Origin of the sequence: Caballeronia calidae, assembly GCF_900044055.2 — a bacterium.
Lineage (GTDB): Bacteria > Pseudomonadota > Gammaproteobacteria > Burkholderiales > Burkholderiaceae > Caballeronia > Caballeronia calidae.
Map to the genome: position 1 here is coordinate 18,058 of NZ_FCOX02000073.1, position 13,028 is coordinate 31,085.

Annotated in this window: 19 protein-coding genes; 6 read left to right on the forward strand and 13 right to left on the reverse strand. The window is 64.6% G+C overall.

Going from position 1 to position 13,028, the window contains the following annotated elements; genetic code table 11:
* The 3 genes from AWB78_RS35645 to AWB78_RS35655 all read right to left on the reverse strand — a co-directional run bounded on the left by AWB78_RS35645 (nucleotide 1) and on the right by AWB78_RS35655 (nucleotide 2,399).
* Nucleotides 1–441 (reverse strand): hypothetical protein, encoded by a 441-nt coding sequence (locus tag AWB78_RS35645; RefSeq protein ID WP_062611421.1) that lies wholly within the window; start codon nucleotides 439–441, stop codon nucleotides 1–3.
* A 173-nt stretch (nucleotides 442–614) separates the two neighbouring features.
* Complete coding sequence (locus AWB78_RS35650) at nucleotides 615–1,244, reverse strand: LysE family translocator (RefSeq protein ID WP_062611422.1); 630 nt, start codon at nucleotides 1,242–1,244, stop codon at nucleotides 615–617.
* 96 nt (nucleotides 1,245–1,340) lie between these two features.
* Complete coding sequence (locus AWB78_RS35655; RefSeq protein ID WP_332460134.1) at nucleotides 1,341–2,399, reverse strand: NAD(P)-dependent oxidoreductase; 1,059 nt, start codon at nucleotides 2,397–2,399, stop codon at nucleotides 1,341–1,343.
* Here AWB78_RS35655 and AWB78_RS35660 point away from each other — a divergent pair.
* Both AWB78_RS35660 and AWB78_RS35665 read left to right on the forward strand, forming a co-directional pair.
* Nucleotides 2,331–3,086 (forward strand): Mut7-C RNAse domain-containing protein, encoded by a 756-nt coding sequence (locus AWB78_RS35660; protein WP_062611424.1) that lies wholly within the window; start codon nucleotides 2,331–2,333, stop codon nucleotides 3,084–3,086. The genes AWB78_RS35655 and AWB78_RS35660 overlap by 69 nt on opposite strands.
* A 64-nt stretch (nucleotides 3,087–3,150) precedes the next feature.
* Nucleotides 3,151–3,420 (forward strand): hypothetical protein, encoded by a 270-nt coding sequence (locus AWB78_RS35665; protein ID WP_062611425.1) that lies wholly within the window; start codon nucleotides 3,151–3,153, stop codon nucleotides 3,418–3,420.
* Nucleotides 3,421–3,426: 6 nt separating this feature from the next.
* Here AWB78_RS35665 and AWB78_RS35670 read toward each other — a convergent pair whose 3' ends face one another.
* The 7 genes from AWB78_RS35670 to AWB78_RS35700 all read right to left on the reverse strand — a co-directional run bounded on the left by AWB78_RS35670 (nucleotide 3,427) and on the right by AWB78_RS35700 (nucleotide 8,731).
* Nucleotides 3,427–3,690 (reverse strand): Txe/YoeB family addiction module toxin, encoded by a 264-nt coding sequence (locus tag AWB78_RS35670; RefSeq protein WP_062611426.1) that lies wholly within the window; start codon nucleotides 3,688–3,690, stop codon nucleotides 3,427–3,429.
* A complete protein-coding gene (locus tag AWB78_RS35675) occupies nucleotides 3,690–3,971 on the reverse strand; it encodes a hypothetical protein (RefSeq protein WP_198399420.1) in 282 nt (93 codons plus the stop codon). Before AWB78_RS35675 ends, AWB78_RS35670 begins: the two co-directional genes overlap by 1 nt.
* Before the next feature lie 204 nt (nucleotides 3,972–4,175).
* Complete coding sequence (locus AWB78_RS35680; protein WP_062611428.1) at nucleotides 4,176–4,487, reverse strand: cupin domain-containing protein; 312 nt, start codon at nucleotides 4,485–4,487, stop codon at nucleotides 4,176–4,178.
* Nucleotides 4,488–4,498: 11 nt separating this feature from the next.
* Nucleotides 4,499–5,788, reverse strand: a complete 1,290-nt coding sequence (locus AWB78_RS35685) for an MFS transporter (RefSeq protein ID WP_096031894.1) — start codon at nucleotides 5,786–5,788, stop codon at nucleotides 4,499–4,501.
* Nucleotides 5,789–6,019: 231 nt separating this feature from the next.
* Nucleotides 6,020–6,337: a high-potential iron-sulfur protein gene (locus AWB78_RS35690; protein WP_062611430.1), complete on the reverse strand. Its 318-nt coding sequence runs from the start codon at nucleotides 6,335–6,337 to the stop codon at nucleotides 6,020–6,022.
* Nucleotides 6,338–6,469: 132 nt separating this feature from the next.
* A complete protein-coding gene (locus AWB78_RS35695) occupies nucleotides 6,470–7,570 on the reverse strand; it encodes an NAD(P)/FAD-dependent oxidoreductase (protein WP_062611431.1) in 1,101 nt (366 codons plus the stop codon).
* 183 nt (nucleotides 7,571–7,753) lie between these two features.
* A complete protein-coding gene (locus AWB78_RS35700; RefSeq protein ID WP_062611432.1) occupies nucleotides 7,754–8,731 on the reverse strand; it encodes an AAA family ATPase in 978 nt (325 codons plus the stop codon).
* A 358-nt stretch (nucleotides 8,732–9,089) separates the two neighbouring features.
* On the opposite strand from AWB78_RS35700, the gene AWB78_RS35705 reads away from it, so the two are divergent.
* Both AWB78_RS35705 and AWB78_RS35710 read left to right on the forward strand, forming a co-directional pair.
* The gene (locus tag AWB78_RS35705; protein ID WP_062611433.1) at nucleotides 9,090–9,611 is read left to right on the forward strand and encodes a hypothetical protein; all 522 of its coding nucleotides are present in this window, start codon (nucleotides 9,090–9,092) and stop codon (nucleotides 9,609–9,611) included.
* Between the two features lie 50 nt (nucleotides 9,612–9,661).
* Complete coding sequence (locus AWB78_RS35710; protein ID WP_062611434.1) at nucleotides 9,662–10,468, forward strand: endonuclease/exonuclease/phosphatase family protein; 807 nt, start codon at nucleotides 9,662–9,664, stop codon at nucleotides 10,466–10,468.
* A 9-nt stretch (nucleotides 10,469–10,477) separates the two neighbouring features.
* On the opposite strand, the gene AWB78_RS35715 is transcribed toward AWB78_RS35710, so the two are convergent.
* On the reverse strand, nucleotides 10,478–10,867 hold the full coding sequence (locus AWB78_RS35715; protein WP_062611435.1) for a response regulator: 390 nt from the start codon (nucleotides 10,865–10,867) through the stop codon (nucleotides 10,478–10,480).
* Nucleotides 10,868–11,049: 182 nt separating this feature from the next.
* Between AWB78_RS35715 and AWB78_RS35720 the strand changes: the two genes are divergently transcribed.
* A complete protein-coding gene (locus AWB78_RS35720; protein WP_062611436.1) occupies nucleotides 11,050–11,646 on the forward strand; it encodes an alpha-ketoglutarate-dependent dioxygenase AlkB family protein in 597 nt (198 codons plus the stop codon).
* 6 nt (nucleotides 11,647–11,652) lie between these two features.
* Here AWB78_RS35720 and AWB78_RS35725 read toward each other — a convergent pair whose 3' ends face one another.
* Nucleotides 11,653–12,027 (reverse strand): RidA family protein, encoded by a 375-nt coding sequence (locus AWB78_RS35725; protein WP_374729513.1) that lies wholly within the window; start codon nucleotides 12,025–12,027, stop codon nucleotides 11,653–11,655.
* 144 nt (nucleotides 12,028–12,171) lie between these two features.
* Between AWB78_RS35725 and AWB78_RS35730 the strand changes: the two genes are divergently transcribed.
* Nucleotides 12,172–12,666, forward strand: a complete 495-nt coding sequence (locus tag AWB78_RS35730; protein WP_062611438.1) for an MgtC/SapB family protein — start codon at nucleotides 12,172–12,174, stop codon at nucleotides 12,664–12,666.
* A 146-nt stretch (nucleotides 12,667–12,812) separates the two neighbouring features.
* On the opposite strand, the gene AWB78_RS44210 is transcribed toward AWB78_RS35730, so the two are convergent.
* On the reverse strand, nucleotides 12,813–13,028 hold a 216-nt coding region (locus AWB78_RS44210), incomplete at its 5' end, for a transposase (protein ID WP_157697675.1).

Consider the following 13,028-nt stretch of genomic DNA (forward strand, 5'->3'; position numbering starts at 1 on the left):
TCACCGGGAACCGTAAACTTCGAGCTTCAGCATGTTCGCCCCCGCCTGGGACGCCGCGATCTCGGTGCGCGCGCCGCGTGCGCCAAGATAGAAATGCTGGCGCGCAGGCGAGTTCTGATCGTGCGTCGCGTCGGGAAGGCACGATGCGATATCCGCCGCAACACCTTGCAGCGCATCGGCGCCCGAGCCGCCATGCGGCGTCCAGGTGCATCGATAGTTCGTCTGCGAAGCGGCGCACTTCGCGTCGTCGCCGTAAGGCAGCGCGACCGCGCGACCGTCGAATCCTGAAAGCGACGAAAAATTCGGCGCCGCGGCCACGATGCGCTTCAACGCGGCGCAGGGGCTCGGGCTGTCGTCGGCGTGCGCGGGCGGCGTCACGAGGATGCCGATCGAAAGCGGCAGGAGCGCGGCCAAAGCAGCGCGTCGGCCTGACAGATGCATGGGGCGCCTCCTTTTTAACCGTTCTTCTTCGCGCTTCGCCGGCAACCGGGACGAACGCTCCCCGCGCTACGAGCGCGACTATGCGCCCCCCGGTTGCGCCTGTATGTTCGAAAGCGAATGAAGCACTGAAGACGGAAGCAAGTCATGCACCTGTTCGTGCAGACGTTTGAGCGTCAGTGCCGCACGAGCGCCATCATCGCGCCGAAGCCGACAAACACGCCGCCCGTCAGCCGGTTGAACGCCTGCGCGACGCTCGCGCTTTTCAGCTTGTCGCCGATGCGTGCGCCGAGACCCGCGTACACCGCGTACCAGCTCACCTCGATGACGGCGAAAGTCGACACGAGCACGGCGAACTGCGGCAGCACGGGCCGGCCCGCGTCGATGAACTGCGGCAGGAGCGCCGCCGCGAAGAGAATCGCCTTGGGATTGCTGCTCGCGACGAGGAAACCGTTGCGAAAGAGCGTCTTGCGCTTCACCGACGGCGCGCCGGCGCTTTCATCGCGCACATCGATCGCGCTGGCTTTCGCGCGCCAGCTCTTCACGCCGAGCCAGACCAGATACGCCGCGCCGGTCAGACGCAGCGCGTCGAAAAGGCGCGGCCACGCGTCCAGAAACACGCCCAGCCCCGCAGCCGATACGGACAGCATCACGACGAGCGCCGAGAGGCAGCCGGCCATCGTGGCCGTCGAGCGTTTGAGGCCGTGACGCGCGCCGTGCGTCATCACGAGCAGCATGTTGGGACCGGGAATGGCGGAAACGACGAACACTGTGGCGACGAACAGCCACCAGAGATGCAGACTCATTGCGGCGCGGCGTATAAAGGAAAGGGATTCGCATTATGCCGTCCGACCGCGCCGATGCGGGAGGAACGCCGCTTTCGCCGCAACATCGATACGGAATCAGCGACCCGCGCGACGCGCCGCGACTTGCCCGAGCACGGCGAAGTCCTTTTCGCCGTCGCCGTGAGCGAGCGCGTCGACGAGGTTGTCGCGCACGACGCTCGCCACCGGCAGCGGCACGTTCACGGCATCGCCCGCGGCGATCGCGAGGCGCACGTCCTTCAGCCCGAGACGCGCCTTGAAGAGCGCGGGCTCGTAGCGGCGCTCGGCGATCATCTTTCCGTAGCCCTGATACACCGGGCCGGGAAACAGCGAATTCGTGATGACATCGAGCAGCGTCTGCGATTCGATGCCGTGGCCGCTCACGAGCGCTGCGGCCTCGCCGAAGCTTTCGATCGCCGACGCCAGCATGAAATTCGCCGCGAGCTTGAGCACGTTCGCGTGTTGCGGCTCATTGCCGACGCGCCAGGTCTTCTGGCCGAGCGCATCGAGCACGGGCTGCACGCGGTCGATGGCATCGCTCGCGCCCGCCGCGAGAATGTTGAGCTTGCCCGCCGCCGCGACATCCGGCCGCCCGAGCACGGGCGCGGCCACATACGCGACGCCATGCTGCGCGTGCAATTCAGCCAGTTCGGCGGCGAGCGCCGCCGAGATGGTCGCCATGTTGACGTGCACGAGACCCTTCGGCGCGTGCTTGAGCAAGCCGCCATCGACGAGCACGGAGCGCAGCGCGTTGTCATCGGCGAGCATGGAGAACGCGGCGTCGCCGGCGAAGGCCTGCTCAGGCGTATCGACCACCGATGCGCCCTGATCCGCGAGCGCGCGCGTCTTGTCGCGCGAGCGGTTCCACACACGCACGGTGTGCCCCGCCTTCAGCGCGTTGCTCGCCATTGCGCCGCCCATTTCGCCCAGTCCGATGAATCCGATATCCATGTTCGCGTGCTCCTTTGCCTTGTCCGCTCGCCGCGTCGGTGAGGCCCGCGCGACCCGAGCGCCAGTAGAGCACATCGCCGGAAAGCACGCAGAGGCGGGCAATGCGATACTGCCTGCATGGTCAAGGCGCGCTTTCACTTTCATCGCGAACTGAACGATTTCCTCGCTCGATCCCAGCGCGGGCATACGTTCGCCTGCGCGTGCCCGAAGGCTTCGTCGACCAAGCACATGATCGAGGCGCTCGGCGTGCCGCATACGGAAGTCGATCTGATCGTGAAGAACGGCCGCCCGGTCGGATTCGATGCGCAGATCGAACCCGACGATGTCATCGAGATCTATCCGGCCCGCCACGCGCCCGCGAGCATGGCGAACGGCGCGCTGCTGCTGCGCCCGCCGCTGCATAACGCCGATCTGAGCTTCATTGCCGACGCGCATCTCGGCGGTCTCGCGCAGCTTCTGCGGCTCGCGGGCTTCGATACGCGCTACGACAACAACTTCCCCGACGACGAAATCGAAGCGCTCGCGCAGGACGAAGCGCGCATCGTGCTCACCCGCGATCGCGAGCTGCTCAAGCGCCGCACGGTGCTGCGCGGTTGCTATGTGCGCGCGCTGCAGCCCGACGACCAGTTCCGTGAAGTCTCGGAGCGCTTCGATCTCACGCCGCATGTGCGCGCGTTCCGTCTCTGCCTGATGTGCAACGCGCCGTTGCGTCCGGCCGGCCCCGGCGATATCGACGGCCGCGTGCCCGAAGGCGTGCGCGAGCGGCATACGCGCTTCGTCACCTGCGACGTGTGTCATCGCGTGTTCTGGGAAGGCTCGCACTGGCGGCGCATGCGTGCACGCATCGACGCGCTGGCGGAAGCCGGACGCTAGGGCCCGCGCGTCGCGTTCCGTACAATACGGGCCTTGTAATCAATCGTCCGCCCCGGAGCATCACGTGAACAAATTCGAACTCGAACAGAACAAGGCCTTCAAACTCGCCAACGACCTGAAGCAAGGCGGCCGCGCGCGCGCGGGCGCCGCCGGCGAGCAGAAGATCGATCGGCGCGAGCAGCGCAAGCTCGATCAGGCGAAGGGACTCGTGCCGTTCGCATGCAAGCTGGATGAAAAGCTGGTGAAGCAGTTGAAGGAGCGCGCCGAGGCGCATGAAGGCGGAATGACGGAAGTGCTGGCCGAGTTGCTGGTTAAGGCGGGACTGGAGCGGTAAGCGCTGTTATTTGTCGCCGTAGTGGCCGCGGCAACTGATGACGAGAAGCTGGCCGTCCACAACGGAATACACCAGGCGATTCTTCTCGTCTATGCGACGCGACCACGCCTTCTGGTACTTGAGCGGCTCCGGCTTGCCCGTCCCGGTGAATGGATTGCGACAGCACTCGTTGATCAGGCCGGTCACCTTCTTGAAGATCTTCAGGTCCGACCCGTGCCAGAAGTGGTAGTGGTACCAACTCGGCATTGAGAACTGAACGGCGCGCGCCATTATGCGACCTGCTTCGTTCTCTTCGCGAACATTCTGCCCAGCACATCGAGGAACGATGTTTTCGGCCTCTGCCTTCCGACTTTGCCAGACGGAGCGTGCGCGCCATGAACGCCGGGCGCTTCGTCCAATTCGTCGTCGATATCTTCCGGCGAGAGAAACTTGTCTTCCGTGTAACCCAGCGCCCTGAATTGCGCGAGCGATTCTTCGAACAGCCGCTTATCCAGTTCACGCTCGGCTTCTTCAAGACGCGCCGCCATCCTCTGCAGCGATTCGCCGGACATCACGACGAGATCCTCCGAATCCAGCAGCGGCATCTCGCCCCACTCGCTCAACCTGCCCGCCTCCCGCGCTTTCTCGTAATCACGCTCGATTAATTCAACCATCCTAACCATTTTCCGCCCTCGCACCTGCACAACGATGGGCAGATTATCACCGCCAACGCCTGCGCTAGGCCACCTGTCCGAACGGAATAGGAAGAAACGCCGTCAAACGCTCCCTTCCTTCTCGATCACCAGGATCCGCGCCTCGCCGACCGGCTCCGCATAATGCTCGTCGCCGGCTTGCGCATGGAAGATATCGCCCGCGCGCAGCGTCAGCGTGCGCTCGCCATCCTCGCCGCGCACGTGCATCCGGACTTCGCCCTGCATCACGGCGAACACTTCCTCGCCATCGTTCACATGCCATTTGTACGGCTTGTCGGTCCAGTGCAGACGGCACGATGTGCCGTTCATCACGCAGATATCGAGCGCGCCCCACGCGCGCTCCGCCGTGAATTTGCCGCTTTCGATCACTTTCATTTGAACGCTGCCTAACGAATGAAGTCGCGTGCTTCGTCGACGTCCGCGTGGCGCGTCGCCGGAATGCACGCGACCGCGATCAACGAGAGCACGATCCCGCCCATCACATAGAAGGTGGGCGCGAGTTGCGATTCCGTGACGCGAATCAGCCACGTCACGATGAACTGCCCGAAGCCGCCGAAGATCATCACGGCGATGTTGTACGCGATCGAAAGCCCCGTCGAGCGCACGTGCGCGGGAAAGAGTTCCGCGATCAGCGCGCCGAACGGCCCGTAGTAGCCGGACAGCGTAATCGAAAGCAGCGCCTGCACGACGATGAGCCGCATCACGCTCGGCTCGGCCGCGAGCCACGCGAAGAGCGGATAAATCGCGACCAGCGTGATCAGCAGCGACCAGAGCGAAAGCCCCTTGCGCCCGATGCGATCCGACCACGCGCCCGCGATCGGCGAAAGCACCATCAACAGCAGATTGCCGACGATCAGCGCCGTGAACGACTGCCCGAACGGCAGCTTCAGTTGCTTGACAGCGAAGGTCGGCAGATAGGCGATGAGCACGTACACCGACACCGTCAGCGCGATCACCGAGCCGAGCCCGCACAGCACTTCGCGGCTGTGCGTCCTGAACACTTCGCCGAGCGTCGCGCGGCGCGCGGTCTTCTTCGCGTGCAGGAACGCTTCGGTATCGGCCATGTTGCGGCGGATATACAGTCCGATAGGACCGATCACGAGACCGAAGATGAACGGCACGCGCCAGCCCCACGAATCGAGCGCTTCGGGCGACAGGCCGCGCGAGATCAGCGCGCCGACGATCGCGCCGAGCAGCAGCGACGCCGCCTGGCTCGCCATTTGAAAGCTGCCGTAGAAGCCGCGCTTCGAGAACGGCGCCGCTTCGATCAGGAGCGCGGTCGAGCTGCCAAACTCTCCGCCCGCGGAGAAGCCTTGCAACAACCGCGCGAACACGATGACGAGCGGCGCGCCGACGCCGATCGCCGAGTACGGCGGCGCAATCGCGAGTATCAGGATGCCGAGTGTCATCAGCCCGATGACGAGCGTCAACGCCGCCTTGCGTCCCGCGCGATCCGCATAGAGACCGAGCACGATGCCGCCGATCGGCCGCATCACGAACGCGACGCCGAAGGTCGCGGTGGTCAGAAGAATCGACGAATAGTCGCTGTCGCTCGGGAAGAACAGACGAGCGATGACGACCGTCATGAAGCCGAACACGGTGAAGTCATACCACTCCAGCGCGTTGCCGATGACCGCCGCCGTCACGGCGCGCGCATTCAATGCTCTTCCTGGCATGCGATCCCCTGGGGTCATTGGGTGTCGTGCCGGGCCGGCGCCTTCACGCGCCGCCCCGATGGTCCTGTTGTCCGCGTTTTGCCCTAAAGATGCGCACGCGTGGCTCTTTTTGCCTTGGCGAGTGTAAAGACGGTTTTTCGCTCAATCAAGTGAATTGCGAACAAAGAAAAGCGCGCCGGGCCTTTCGGCCGGGCGCGCTTTCCGATTGAAGCCCGAGATGTGCGTCGCGCGTTATGCCTTCTTCACATAAGCGCTGCACCAGCCCTTCGAAGCGACCTGCTTGTTGCTGAACATCGGGCATGGCGCGTAGGCGTCGGTCGGCTTGCCCTGATAGAACTGGCAGTTGCCGCAGTCCTGTCCGGCGGCGTACTTCGCGAATTTCGCCTTGTCGACCTTGCTCGCGTCTTCCTTGTAGCCCAGCGCCTGCGCGGTGGGATCGCTCTCGGCGACCTTGGCCGCGTCCGCGGCGAATGCGGTGCGCGAACCGAGCGCGAACGTCGATGCGACGCCCACGCTGGTGATCAGAAACGTGCGACGTGATGTCTTCATGGTGACTCACTCCATGTTGTATTGGGGGAACGCGCCGTTCTTGGCGACGGCGATACCCGAGCATATCAACCTGGAAGCGAGTCGACGACGACAAATGTTAGAGATAAGGGACCGTAGAAAGTCGCATGTAAGTCAGCGCGCCATATCGGCCACGCGTTCGGCAATCGCAAGCGATGCCGTCAGCCCCGGCGATTCCATCCCGAACAGGTTCACGAGCCCCGGCACGCCGTGCGCGGACTTGCCCTGAATCATGAAGTCCGCCGCCGCCTGTCCCGGACCGGAGAGCTTCGGCCGGATGCCCGCGTAGGCGGGTTGCAGCGCGTCGTCGGGCAGGCCCGGCCAGTACGCGCGGATCGCGGCATAGAACGAATCGGCGCGGCGCGGATCGACGTCATAGTTGAGCGTGGGCACCCATTCGACATCCGGGCCGAACCTCACCTGCCCGCCGAGATCGATCGTCAGATGCACGCCGAGGCCGGCCTCGTTCGGCATCGGATAGATGAGCCGCTCGAACGGCGCGCGCCCGCTCACGCTGAAGTAGTTGCCCTTCGCGAAGTAGAGCGGCGGCACGTGGCGATCGTCGAGGCCGCGGATATTGCGTGCGATCTCGTTCGCATGCAGTCCCGCGCTATTGATCAGATACGACGCCCGGAAGCGCGCCGGAGACTCGCCGCCCGTCTCGACGATGAAGCAGCCCTCGCGCGCATCGATGGAGACGACCGGCGTATGGAACACGATGTTCGCGCCGTGGTTCTCCGCTTCGCCCTGCAGCGCGAGCATGTACTGGTGACTGTCGACGATGCCCGTCAGCGGGGAATACACCGCTTCGACGCATTGCAGTTGCGGCTCCATCTCCGCCGCCTGCGCGCCGCTGATGCGCGCGAGCCCTTTCACGCGGTTCTCGATGCCTTTCTGCTCCAGCGCAGCCAGCTGCGGCACCTGGGTGCGCGCCGTCGCGACGAGCAGCTTGCCGCATTGCCGATGCGGCACGCCGCGCGCCTGACAGAACTCATACAGCATGTCGCGGCCGCGCACGCACAGTTCCGCCTTCAGCGATCCGCGCGGGTAATAGATGCCCGCGTGTATCACTTCGCTGTTGCGCGAGCTCGTGCCGATGCCGATGCCCTCGCCCGCTTCCAGCACGATGACTTCGCGCCCGCGCATCGCCAACGCCCGGGCGATCGCCAGTCCGATGACGCCCGCTCCGATTACCACGCACTCGATCCGATCCATGTCTTGTTCCGCTGCAGATTGTCCCAACTATTTTACGTTCGGGACTATTGCGTGATACACAACAAACGCACACGGATTACATCGTTTTCCGGTTTAATTCAGAAAAAGGCAAGAATCTGGCCGCCAGATGTCAAAAATGACAGGTTTTGGCGACCTTTTTGGCAATTTCGCGAATAGGGGCTTTCAGAAACCGATGGCTCTTTTGCGCGAATTCCGGTCGAGCTGGATGTCGCGGGCCTCCACATGGTGCCTTCCGTCGATGCGCGCATTGCCGAACGCGTTGAGCATCGCGCGCCGCATGCCGCGCGGCGACGCCTGCGTGAGCGCGTCGAGCGGCGCGTCGCCGAGGGTCTCCGGGAAGCGCGCGCCCCACGCGTGGGCATCGCGGATTTCGGCGTAAATCGACTGCGCGATGCGGCGCGCGCCGTCGCGGTCCGGCGGCGGAATCTCGTAGACGTTCATGCGGTTGAGCAGCGGCTCGGGAATCGCGCGGGCGTCGTTGGCGGTCGCGATCCACACGACATTGCCCGCGTTGATCGGCACCTCGGCGAATTCGTCGATGAAAGTCTGCGCCGTGTCGTGCTCCAGCAGTACATAGAGCGCGCCGAGCGGATCGTATTGCGCGTCGCCGGTGGCCTTGTCGATTTCATCGACGGTGATGACGGGGTTCGCGTAGCTGCCGTTCACGAGCGCGTCGAAGACCTTGCCCGGCTTCGCGTTGCGCCATTGCGACGACGCGCCCGACAGAATCCAGCCCGCCGTGAGCGAGCTCATCGCGACGTAATGGCACGACGTGCCGAGCAGCCGCGCCAGTTGCTTTGCGAAATGCGTCTTGCCGATGCCCGGCTCGCCGAGCAGCAGCATCGGCATGAGTTCCAGGCGGTCGTCGGTTTCGAGGCACAGCGCGATCTGCTTGCGGATATCGTCGAGCGGTTCCTCGAAATTCGGCAGATTCGCCGCGAGGTCGTCGATCGACGGCATGCGGTTCGGCTTCACGCAAAAGCGCAGATTGCCCACCTTGAGCATTTTTTCGTAGGTGGCGCGCAAGGCGTCGCTCGCGCCTTCGGGGAGGTCGTTGAGCGCGGTTTCCACGTCGTCGAGACTGTAGACCTTGCTGAACGATGCCACCGCCAGTTCCTGTTTGACCACGGCCGTCGTCATGTCACACCCCGTCAGTTTTTTATGGTCGACGAGTCCAGTGTATCGACGCCAAAACCGCGTGCAAGCGAGCAGTCGAACGCGTGTGCTGCTAATTGGGACGCGCACTTTGATCGACGAAGCCGTGTTCGGCGCGCGCTAGTATCATCGACGGGACCGATGCGGCGGGCGGGTTCGAAACCTGCTGCCTTTCAAGCCGGGGTTGAGATGTGCGTCGGCCGCCACAATGGTGTGTTTCAGCGGACAGGCTGAACCGGACCCGCGCCGCCGTGTCACAACGAAGTCGCCGAGGATCGCCGATCCAGCCGCCGCCGCAAGGCGCGCCGCCATCCGAACAGTCCGCGCGCAGGAGTTGCTTTCAATGCATAAAACGATACGAACCGCCTTTGCGAACGCCGCGCTCATGACGAGCGCCTGTCTTGCCGCGTTCAGCGCACAAGCGCAAGTCACGCCGCCGCAGCCGGTGAACTGGGAATTGCAGGTCGTGCGCGACGGACAACAGATCGATTCGTTTTCCGGCACGACCAACGTCGGACAGGCGCGCACGGATACGCACCACAACAAGGTGCAGAACCGCGTCGGCTGCGCGGATCAGCCCGCAGGCGATATCGACCTGCAACGCACCGTCACCATCTCGCCGATTCACGCGTCCGCCGACGACATCACGCTCGCCATCGACGCGCAGGAAACCTTGCAGGAAGACAGCTCGCGCGTGTCGCAGTCCGGCTGCAAGCTTCCGCCGGTTCCGCGCCAGGTCAGCGGATCGCATCCGGGGCTCGTGCTGAAGCCGGGCGAATGGGGGCAATGGCAGATCATCGACAGCAACCCGTCGCTCGCGTACCGAGTGCGCGCGAGTCTCGGCTCATCGACGGCGGCGCAATGACAATCGCGGTGACATAGACTCAAGAGGCCGCCGCCCAAGACAACAACAGCATGCGAAACCCAGAACATCTTCCGCCAGGTCCGTCCGCTCATTCGGCCACGCCGGATTTCACCGCGGTCAGCTGGAATCTGCACAAGGGCCGCTCGCCCCTCGGCTTGCGCGCGTGGAACGCGATGCAGCGGTGGGTTCAGACCACCAACGCGGACGTCTATTTCCTCCAGGAAGCGATGGCGCGGCGCATGCCGCAGCCCGTGCTCGCGAGCGGCTTCGGCAACCCGCTCAACGCGCCGCTCGACGATGTCTGGCATTGCCAGGCCACCGAGATCGCGACCGCGCTCGAATTGCAGATCGCGCTCGGGCCGAACGTGTTCAAGCCGTCGTGGCGGCACGGCAATGCGATCCTGTCGCCGCATCCGCTCGATCTCTCCGGGCGCTGGGATATTTCGGCGCATCGCTTCGAAAAGCGCGGCTTGCTGGTCGCGCGCGCGACGTTCGCCGGCCAGGCGGTCACGCTGTTGTGCGCGCATCTCGCGCTGACGCGTCAGGCGCGGCTGCGTCAGATGAACTGGATCGCGCACTGGATCGCGAAAGAAGCGCCCGAAGGGCCGCTCGTGCTCGCGGGCGACTTCAACGACTGGCGCAACGACTCCGTGCCGCTCTTCGGCGAGCTCGGCATGCAGGAGGTCGCGACGATGCTCGGCGAATCGGGCCGCACCTTCCCGGCGTTCTCGCCCGCGCTCGCGCTCGACAAGATGTTCGTGCGCGGCCTGAAACCGGTGGAATGGATCGTGCCGACGCAGGACACCGCGTGGCTGTCCGATCATCTGCCCTATATGGCGCGGCTGCGGGTGGAATAACCGCGGCGCTTACCTGATCAGCGCTTCCAGATCCGCGATGGTGACGGGCTTCGTCAGATGATGGTCGAAGCCCGCGTCGAGCGCGCTCTGGCGGTCGGCGTCGCTGCCCCAGCCGGTCAACGCGAGCAGCAGCGCGTGCTTCGTCGTATCGCGCTTTCTCATTTCGCGCGCCACGTCGAAGCCGCTCATGCCCGGCAAGCCGATATCGAGCACGATCACATCGGGTTGAAAATCATCGATCGATGCGAGCGCACGCGGGCCGTCGTGCTCGGTACGCACATGATGGCCGAGCGCTTCGAGCAGCATCGACAGGGCAAGCGCCGCATCGACGCTGTCGTCGACGAGCAGGATACGGCGGCCGTGCGCCGCGCCGCCGCTTGCTTCGGCGGTGGTGTTCATGCGAATCCCCGTGAGTCGTCGCCGCGCGAAACCGGTGCTCCGACCCTCGCACGACTTTATTGAGATGATTCGGGGACTGTAGCACAGCGGGTTCGCGCGCAAGAGAATGAGCCCGCAATCACGGCGCGCGACGGCTCTGCTATCGTGAAAGCTTCACGCGCCGCCATTCCCGCCCCACCGCCATGTTCGATCTCTTCGACGACATCCCCAAGCCCGACATCGTGTGGCATCCGGACTGGATCGGCGCCGACGAGGGTTCCGATCTGATGGGCGCGCTGATCGAGGAAGTCCGCTGGCAGCAGGACACCATGACCACGCCGGGCGGCCGCGTGCCGCTGCCGCGTCTGACCGCGTGGCAGGGCGACCCGGACGCGGTCTACGTCTATTCGGGCATCCGCAACGTGCCGCAGCCGTGGACGCCCGCCGTCGCGCAACTGCGCGAACGCGCCGAGGCCGAGTGCGGCGCGCGCTTCAACAGCGTGCTGCTGAATCGCTATCGCAGCGGCATCGACAGCATGGGCTGGCACGCCGACAAGGAACGCGAGCTCGGTCCGGAGCCGGTGATCGCATCGGTGAGTCTCGGCGCCACGCGCACCTTCGAGTTCCGTCACGCGCGCACGCACACCACGCACACGCTGTCGCTCACGCACGGCAGCCTGCTCGTGATGCGCGGACGCACGCAGCAGGAATGGGTGCATCGCGTGCCGAAGGAGCCGGGCGCGCGCGGCGAGCGCATCAATCTGACATTCCGCTGGGTCGATGCGTCGAAGCGCAAGTAGCCGCGCTCACGGCCGTCGGGCGACGAAATCGATCTCCACGAGCGCATCGCGCGCAAGCCCCGTCACGCCGATGCACGTGCGCGCCGGCAGCGGCTTCGGCAGAAAGTACGAGCGATACACCGCGTTCATCGCGTCGTAGTCGCGCTTGAACTCGGTTAGGAAGATGCGCACGCTGACCACGTTGTCGAGCGTGAGCCCGATGCCGTTCAGCACGAGTATCAGGTTGTCCATCACACGACGGGTCTGCGCGGCCACGCCTTCGGGCAGCGGCGCGCTGTCGTCGTTCGGATCGGTGGGCATCTGGCCGGTCAGGAACACCCAGCCGTCGGCTTCGGCGGCATGAGAGAAAGGACCGACCGGCGTCGGCGCGGCATCGACCATCGAGAATTTGGGCAGATGAGTCACGTCGTCTCCTCGTTTTGCGTGTCGTATCGTCCGGAGATGGCACGTTAGCGCGCCAAAATTGCGCGCGTGTTTCCGCCTCGTGCGAAGATGGCGCGGCTTACAGTCACCTTGATACGCGCGATGCTGCCCTTTCCCCTGCTCACCGAAGCCGTCATGCGCATGCTGACCGCGATGCTGATCGGCTGCATCATCGGCATCGACCGCGATCTGCACGGCAAGCCCACCGGCATGAAGACGCTCGGGCTCGTGTCGCTGGGCGCGTGCATCGCGACGATGTGCGCGCAAGGCTTCTCGATGACGCTCTCGAACGACGCCGACGTGTCGCGCGCCGTGCAGGGCATCGTGACGGGCGTCGGCTTTCTCGGCGCGGGCGTGATCCTGCAGAATCCGCGCGAGAATCGCGTGCGCGGGCTGACCACGGCGGCGTCGATATGGGTGACGGCGGCGGTCGGCATCGTGTGCGGGCTGGGCGTGTGGAGCGTCGCGTTCATCGCGATGATCCTGATGATCGCGCTGCTGATCGTCGGGCGCGTCGCCGAGAAGCGTCTGTTGCGGCGCTGGATGGACAAGCCGGAAGACGAGCGCCAGAAATACGCGGACGTCGAAGAAGCCTAGGAATCCGCGCGGCAGACAGAATTTGAGCTGCCGGTACTGACGCCACATCGTGCGGGCGTCAACGCCGATTGCGGTTTGGCCCGCCATTGCGCGCAAAAGTGGCTTTCCCGGCGGCGAAATCAGGGCAATGTTGTCCCCTTCGGGACTTACGCAGGCGTCATTTTCGACATTCTGCGTAGGTTCAGCGCCGCGCAGACGAGTTTCCATTCGGCCTGTGCCTTGGCCAGTCCACGCATGCTGAATTGTCGAAATCCGAGAACGCTCTTTACCCAGGCATTCGGCGGTTCGGACAGCCATTTGCGCTTTCGATAGGCCGCCTGAGTTTGCGCACAAGTAAACTTGTCGGCCATCGCGGCGCATAG

Excerpts from the sequence above, each read along its gene's own strand:
- AWB78_RS35680 (WP_062611428.1), bottom strand. The coding sequence starts at position 4,487 with ATGAAAGTGATCGAAAGCGGCAAATTCACGGCGGAGCGCGCGTGGGGC.
- AWB78_RS35715 (WP_062611435.1), bottom strand. The coding sequence starts at position 10,867 with ATGAACACCACCGCCGAAGCAAGCGGCGGCGCGGCGCACGGCCGCCGT.
- AWB78_RS35645 (WP_062611421.1), bottom strand. The coding sequence starts at position 441 with ATGCATCTGTCAGGCCGACGCGCTGCTTTGGCCGCGCTCCTGCCGCTT.
- AWB78_RS35730 (WP_062611438.1), top strand. The coding sequence starts at position 12,172 with ATGCTGCCCTTTCCCCTGCTCACCGAAGCCGTCATGCGCATGCTGACC.
- AWB78_RS35660 (WP_062611424.1), top strand. The coding sequence starts at position 2,331 with ATGGTCAAGGCGCGCTTTCACTTTCATCGCGAACTGAACGATTTCCTC.
- AWB78_RS35695 (WP_062611431.1), bottom strand. The coding sequence starts at position 7,570 with ATGGATCGGATCGAGTGCGTGGTAATCGGAGCGGGCGTCATCGGACTG.
- AWB78_RS35710 (WP_062611434.1), top strand. The coding sequence starts at position 9,662 with ATGCGAAACCCAGAACATCTTCCGCCAGGTCCGTCCGCTCATTCGGCC.
- AWB78_RS35690 (WP_062611430.1), bottom strand. The coding sequence starts at position 6,337 with ATGAAGACATCACGTCGCACGTTTCTGATCACCAGCGTGGGCGTCGCA.
- AWB78_RS35725 (WP_374729513.1), bottom strand. The coding sequence starts at position 12,027 with ATGGTCGATGCCGCGCCGACGCCGGTCGGTCCTTTCTCTCATGCCGCC.
- AWB78_RS35675 (WP_198399420.1), bottom strand. The coding sequence starts at position 3,971 with ATGTCCGGCGAATCGCTGCAGAGGATGGCGGCGCGTCTTGAAGAAGCC.
- AWB78_RS35655 (WP_332460134.1), bottom strand. The coding sequence starts at position 2,399 with ATGCCCGCGCTGGGATCGAGCGAGGAAATCGTTCAGTTCGCGATGAAA.
- AWB78_RS35650 (WP_062611422.1), bottom strand. The coding sequence starts at position 1,244 with ATGAGTCTGCATCTCTGGTGGCTGTTCGTCGCCACAGTGTTCGTCGTT.
- AWB78_RS35685 (WP_096031894.1), bottom strand. The coding sequence starts at position 5,788 with ATGCCAGGAAGAGCATTGAATGCGCGCGCCGTGACGGCGGCGGTCATC.
- AWB78_RS35720 (WP_062611436.1), top strand. The coding sequence starts at position 11,050 with ATGTTCGATCTCTTCGACGACATCCCCAAGCCCGACATCGTGTGGCAT.
- AWB78_RS35670 (WP_062611426.1), bottom strand. The coding sequence starts at position 3,690 with ATGGCGCGCGCCGTTCAGTTCTCAATGCCGAGTTGGTACCACTACCAC.
- AWB78_RS35700 (WP_062611432.1), bottom strand. The coding sequence starts at position 8,731 with ATGACGACGGCCGTGGTCAAACAGGAACTGGCGGTGGCATCGTTCAGC.
- AWB78_RS35705 (WP_062611433.1), top strand. The coding sequence starts at position 9,090 with ATGCATAAAACGATACGAACCGCCTTTGCGAACGCCGCGCTCATGACG.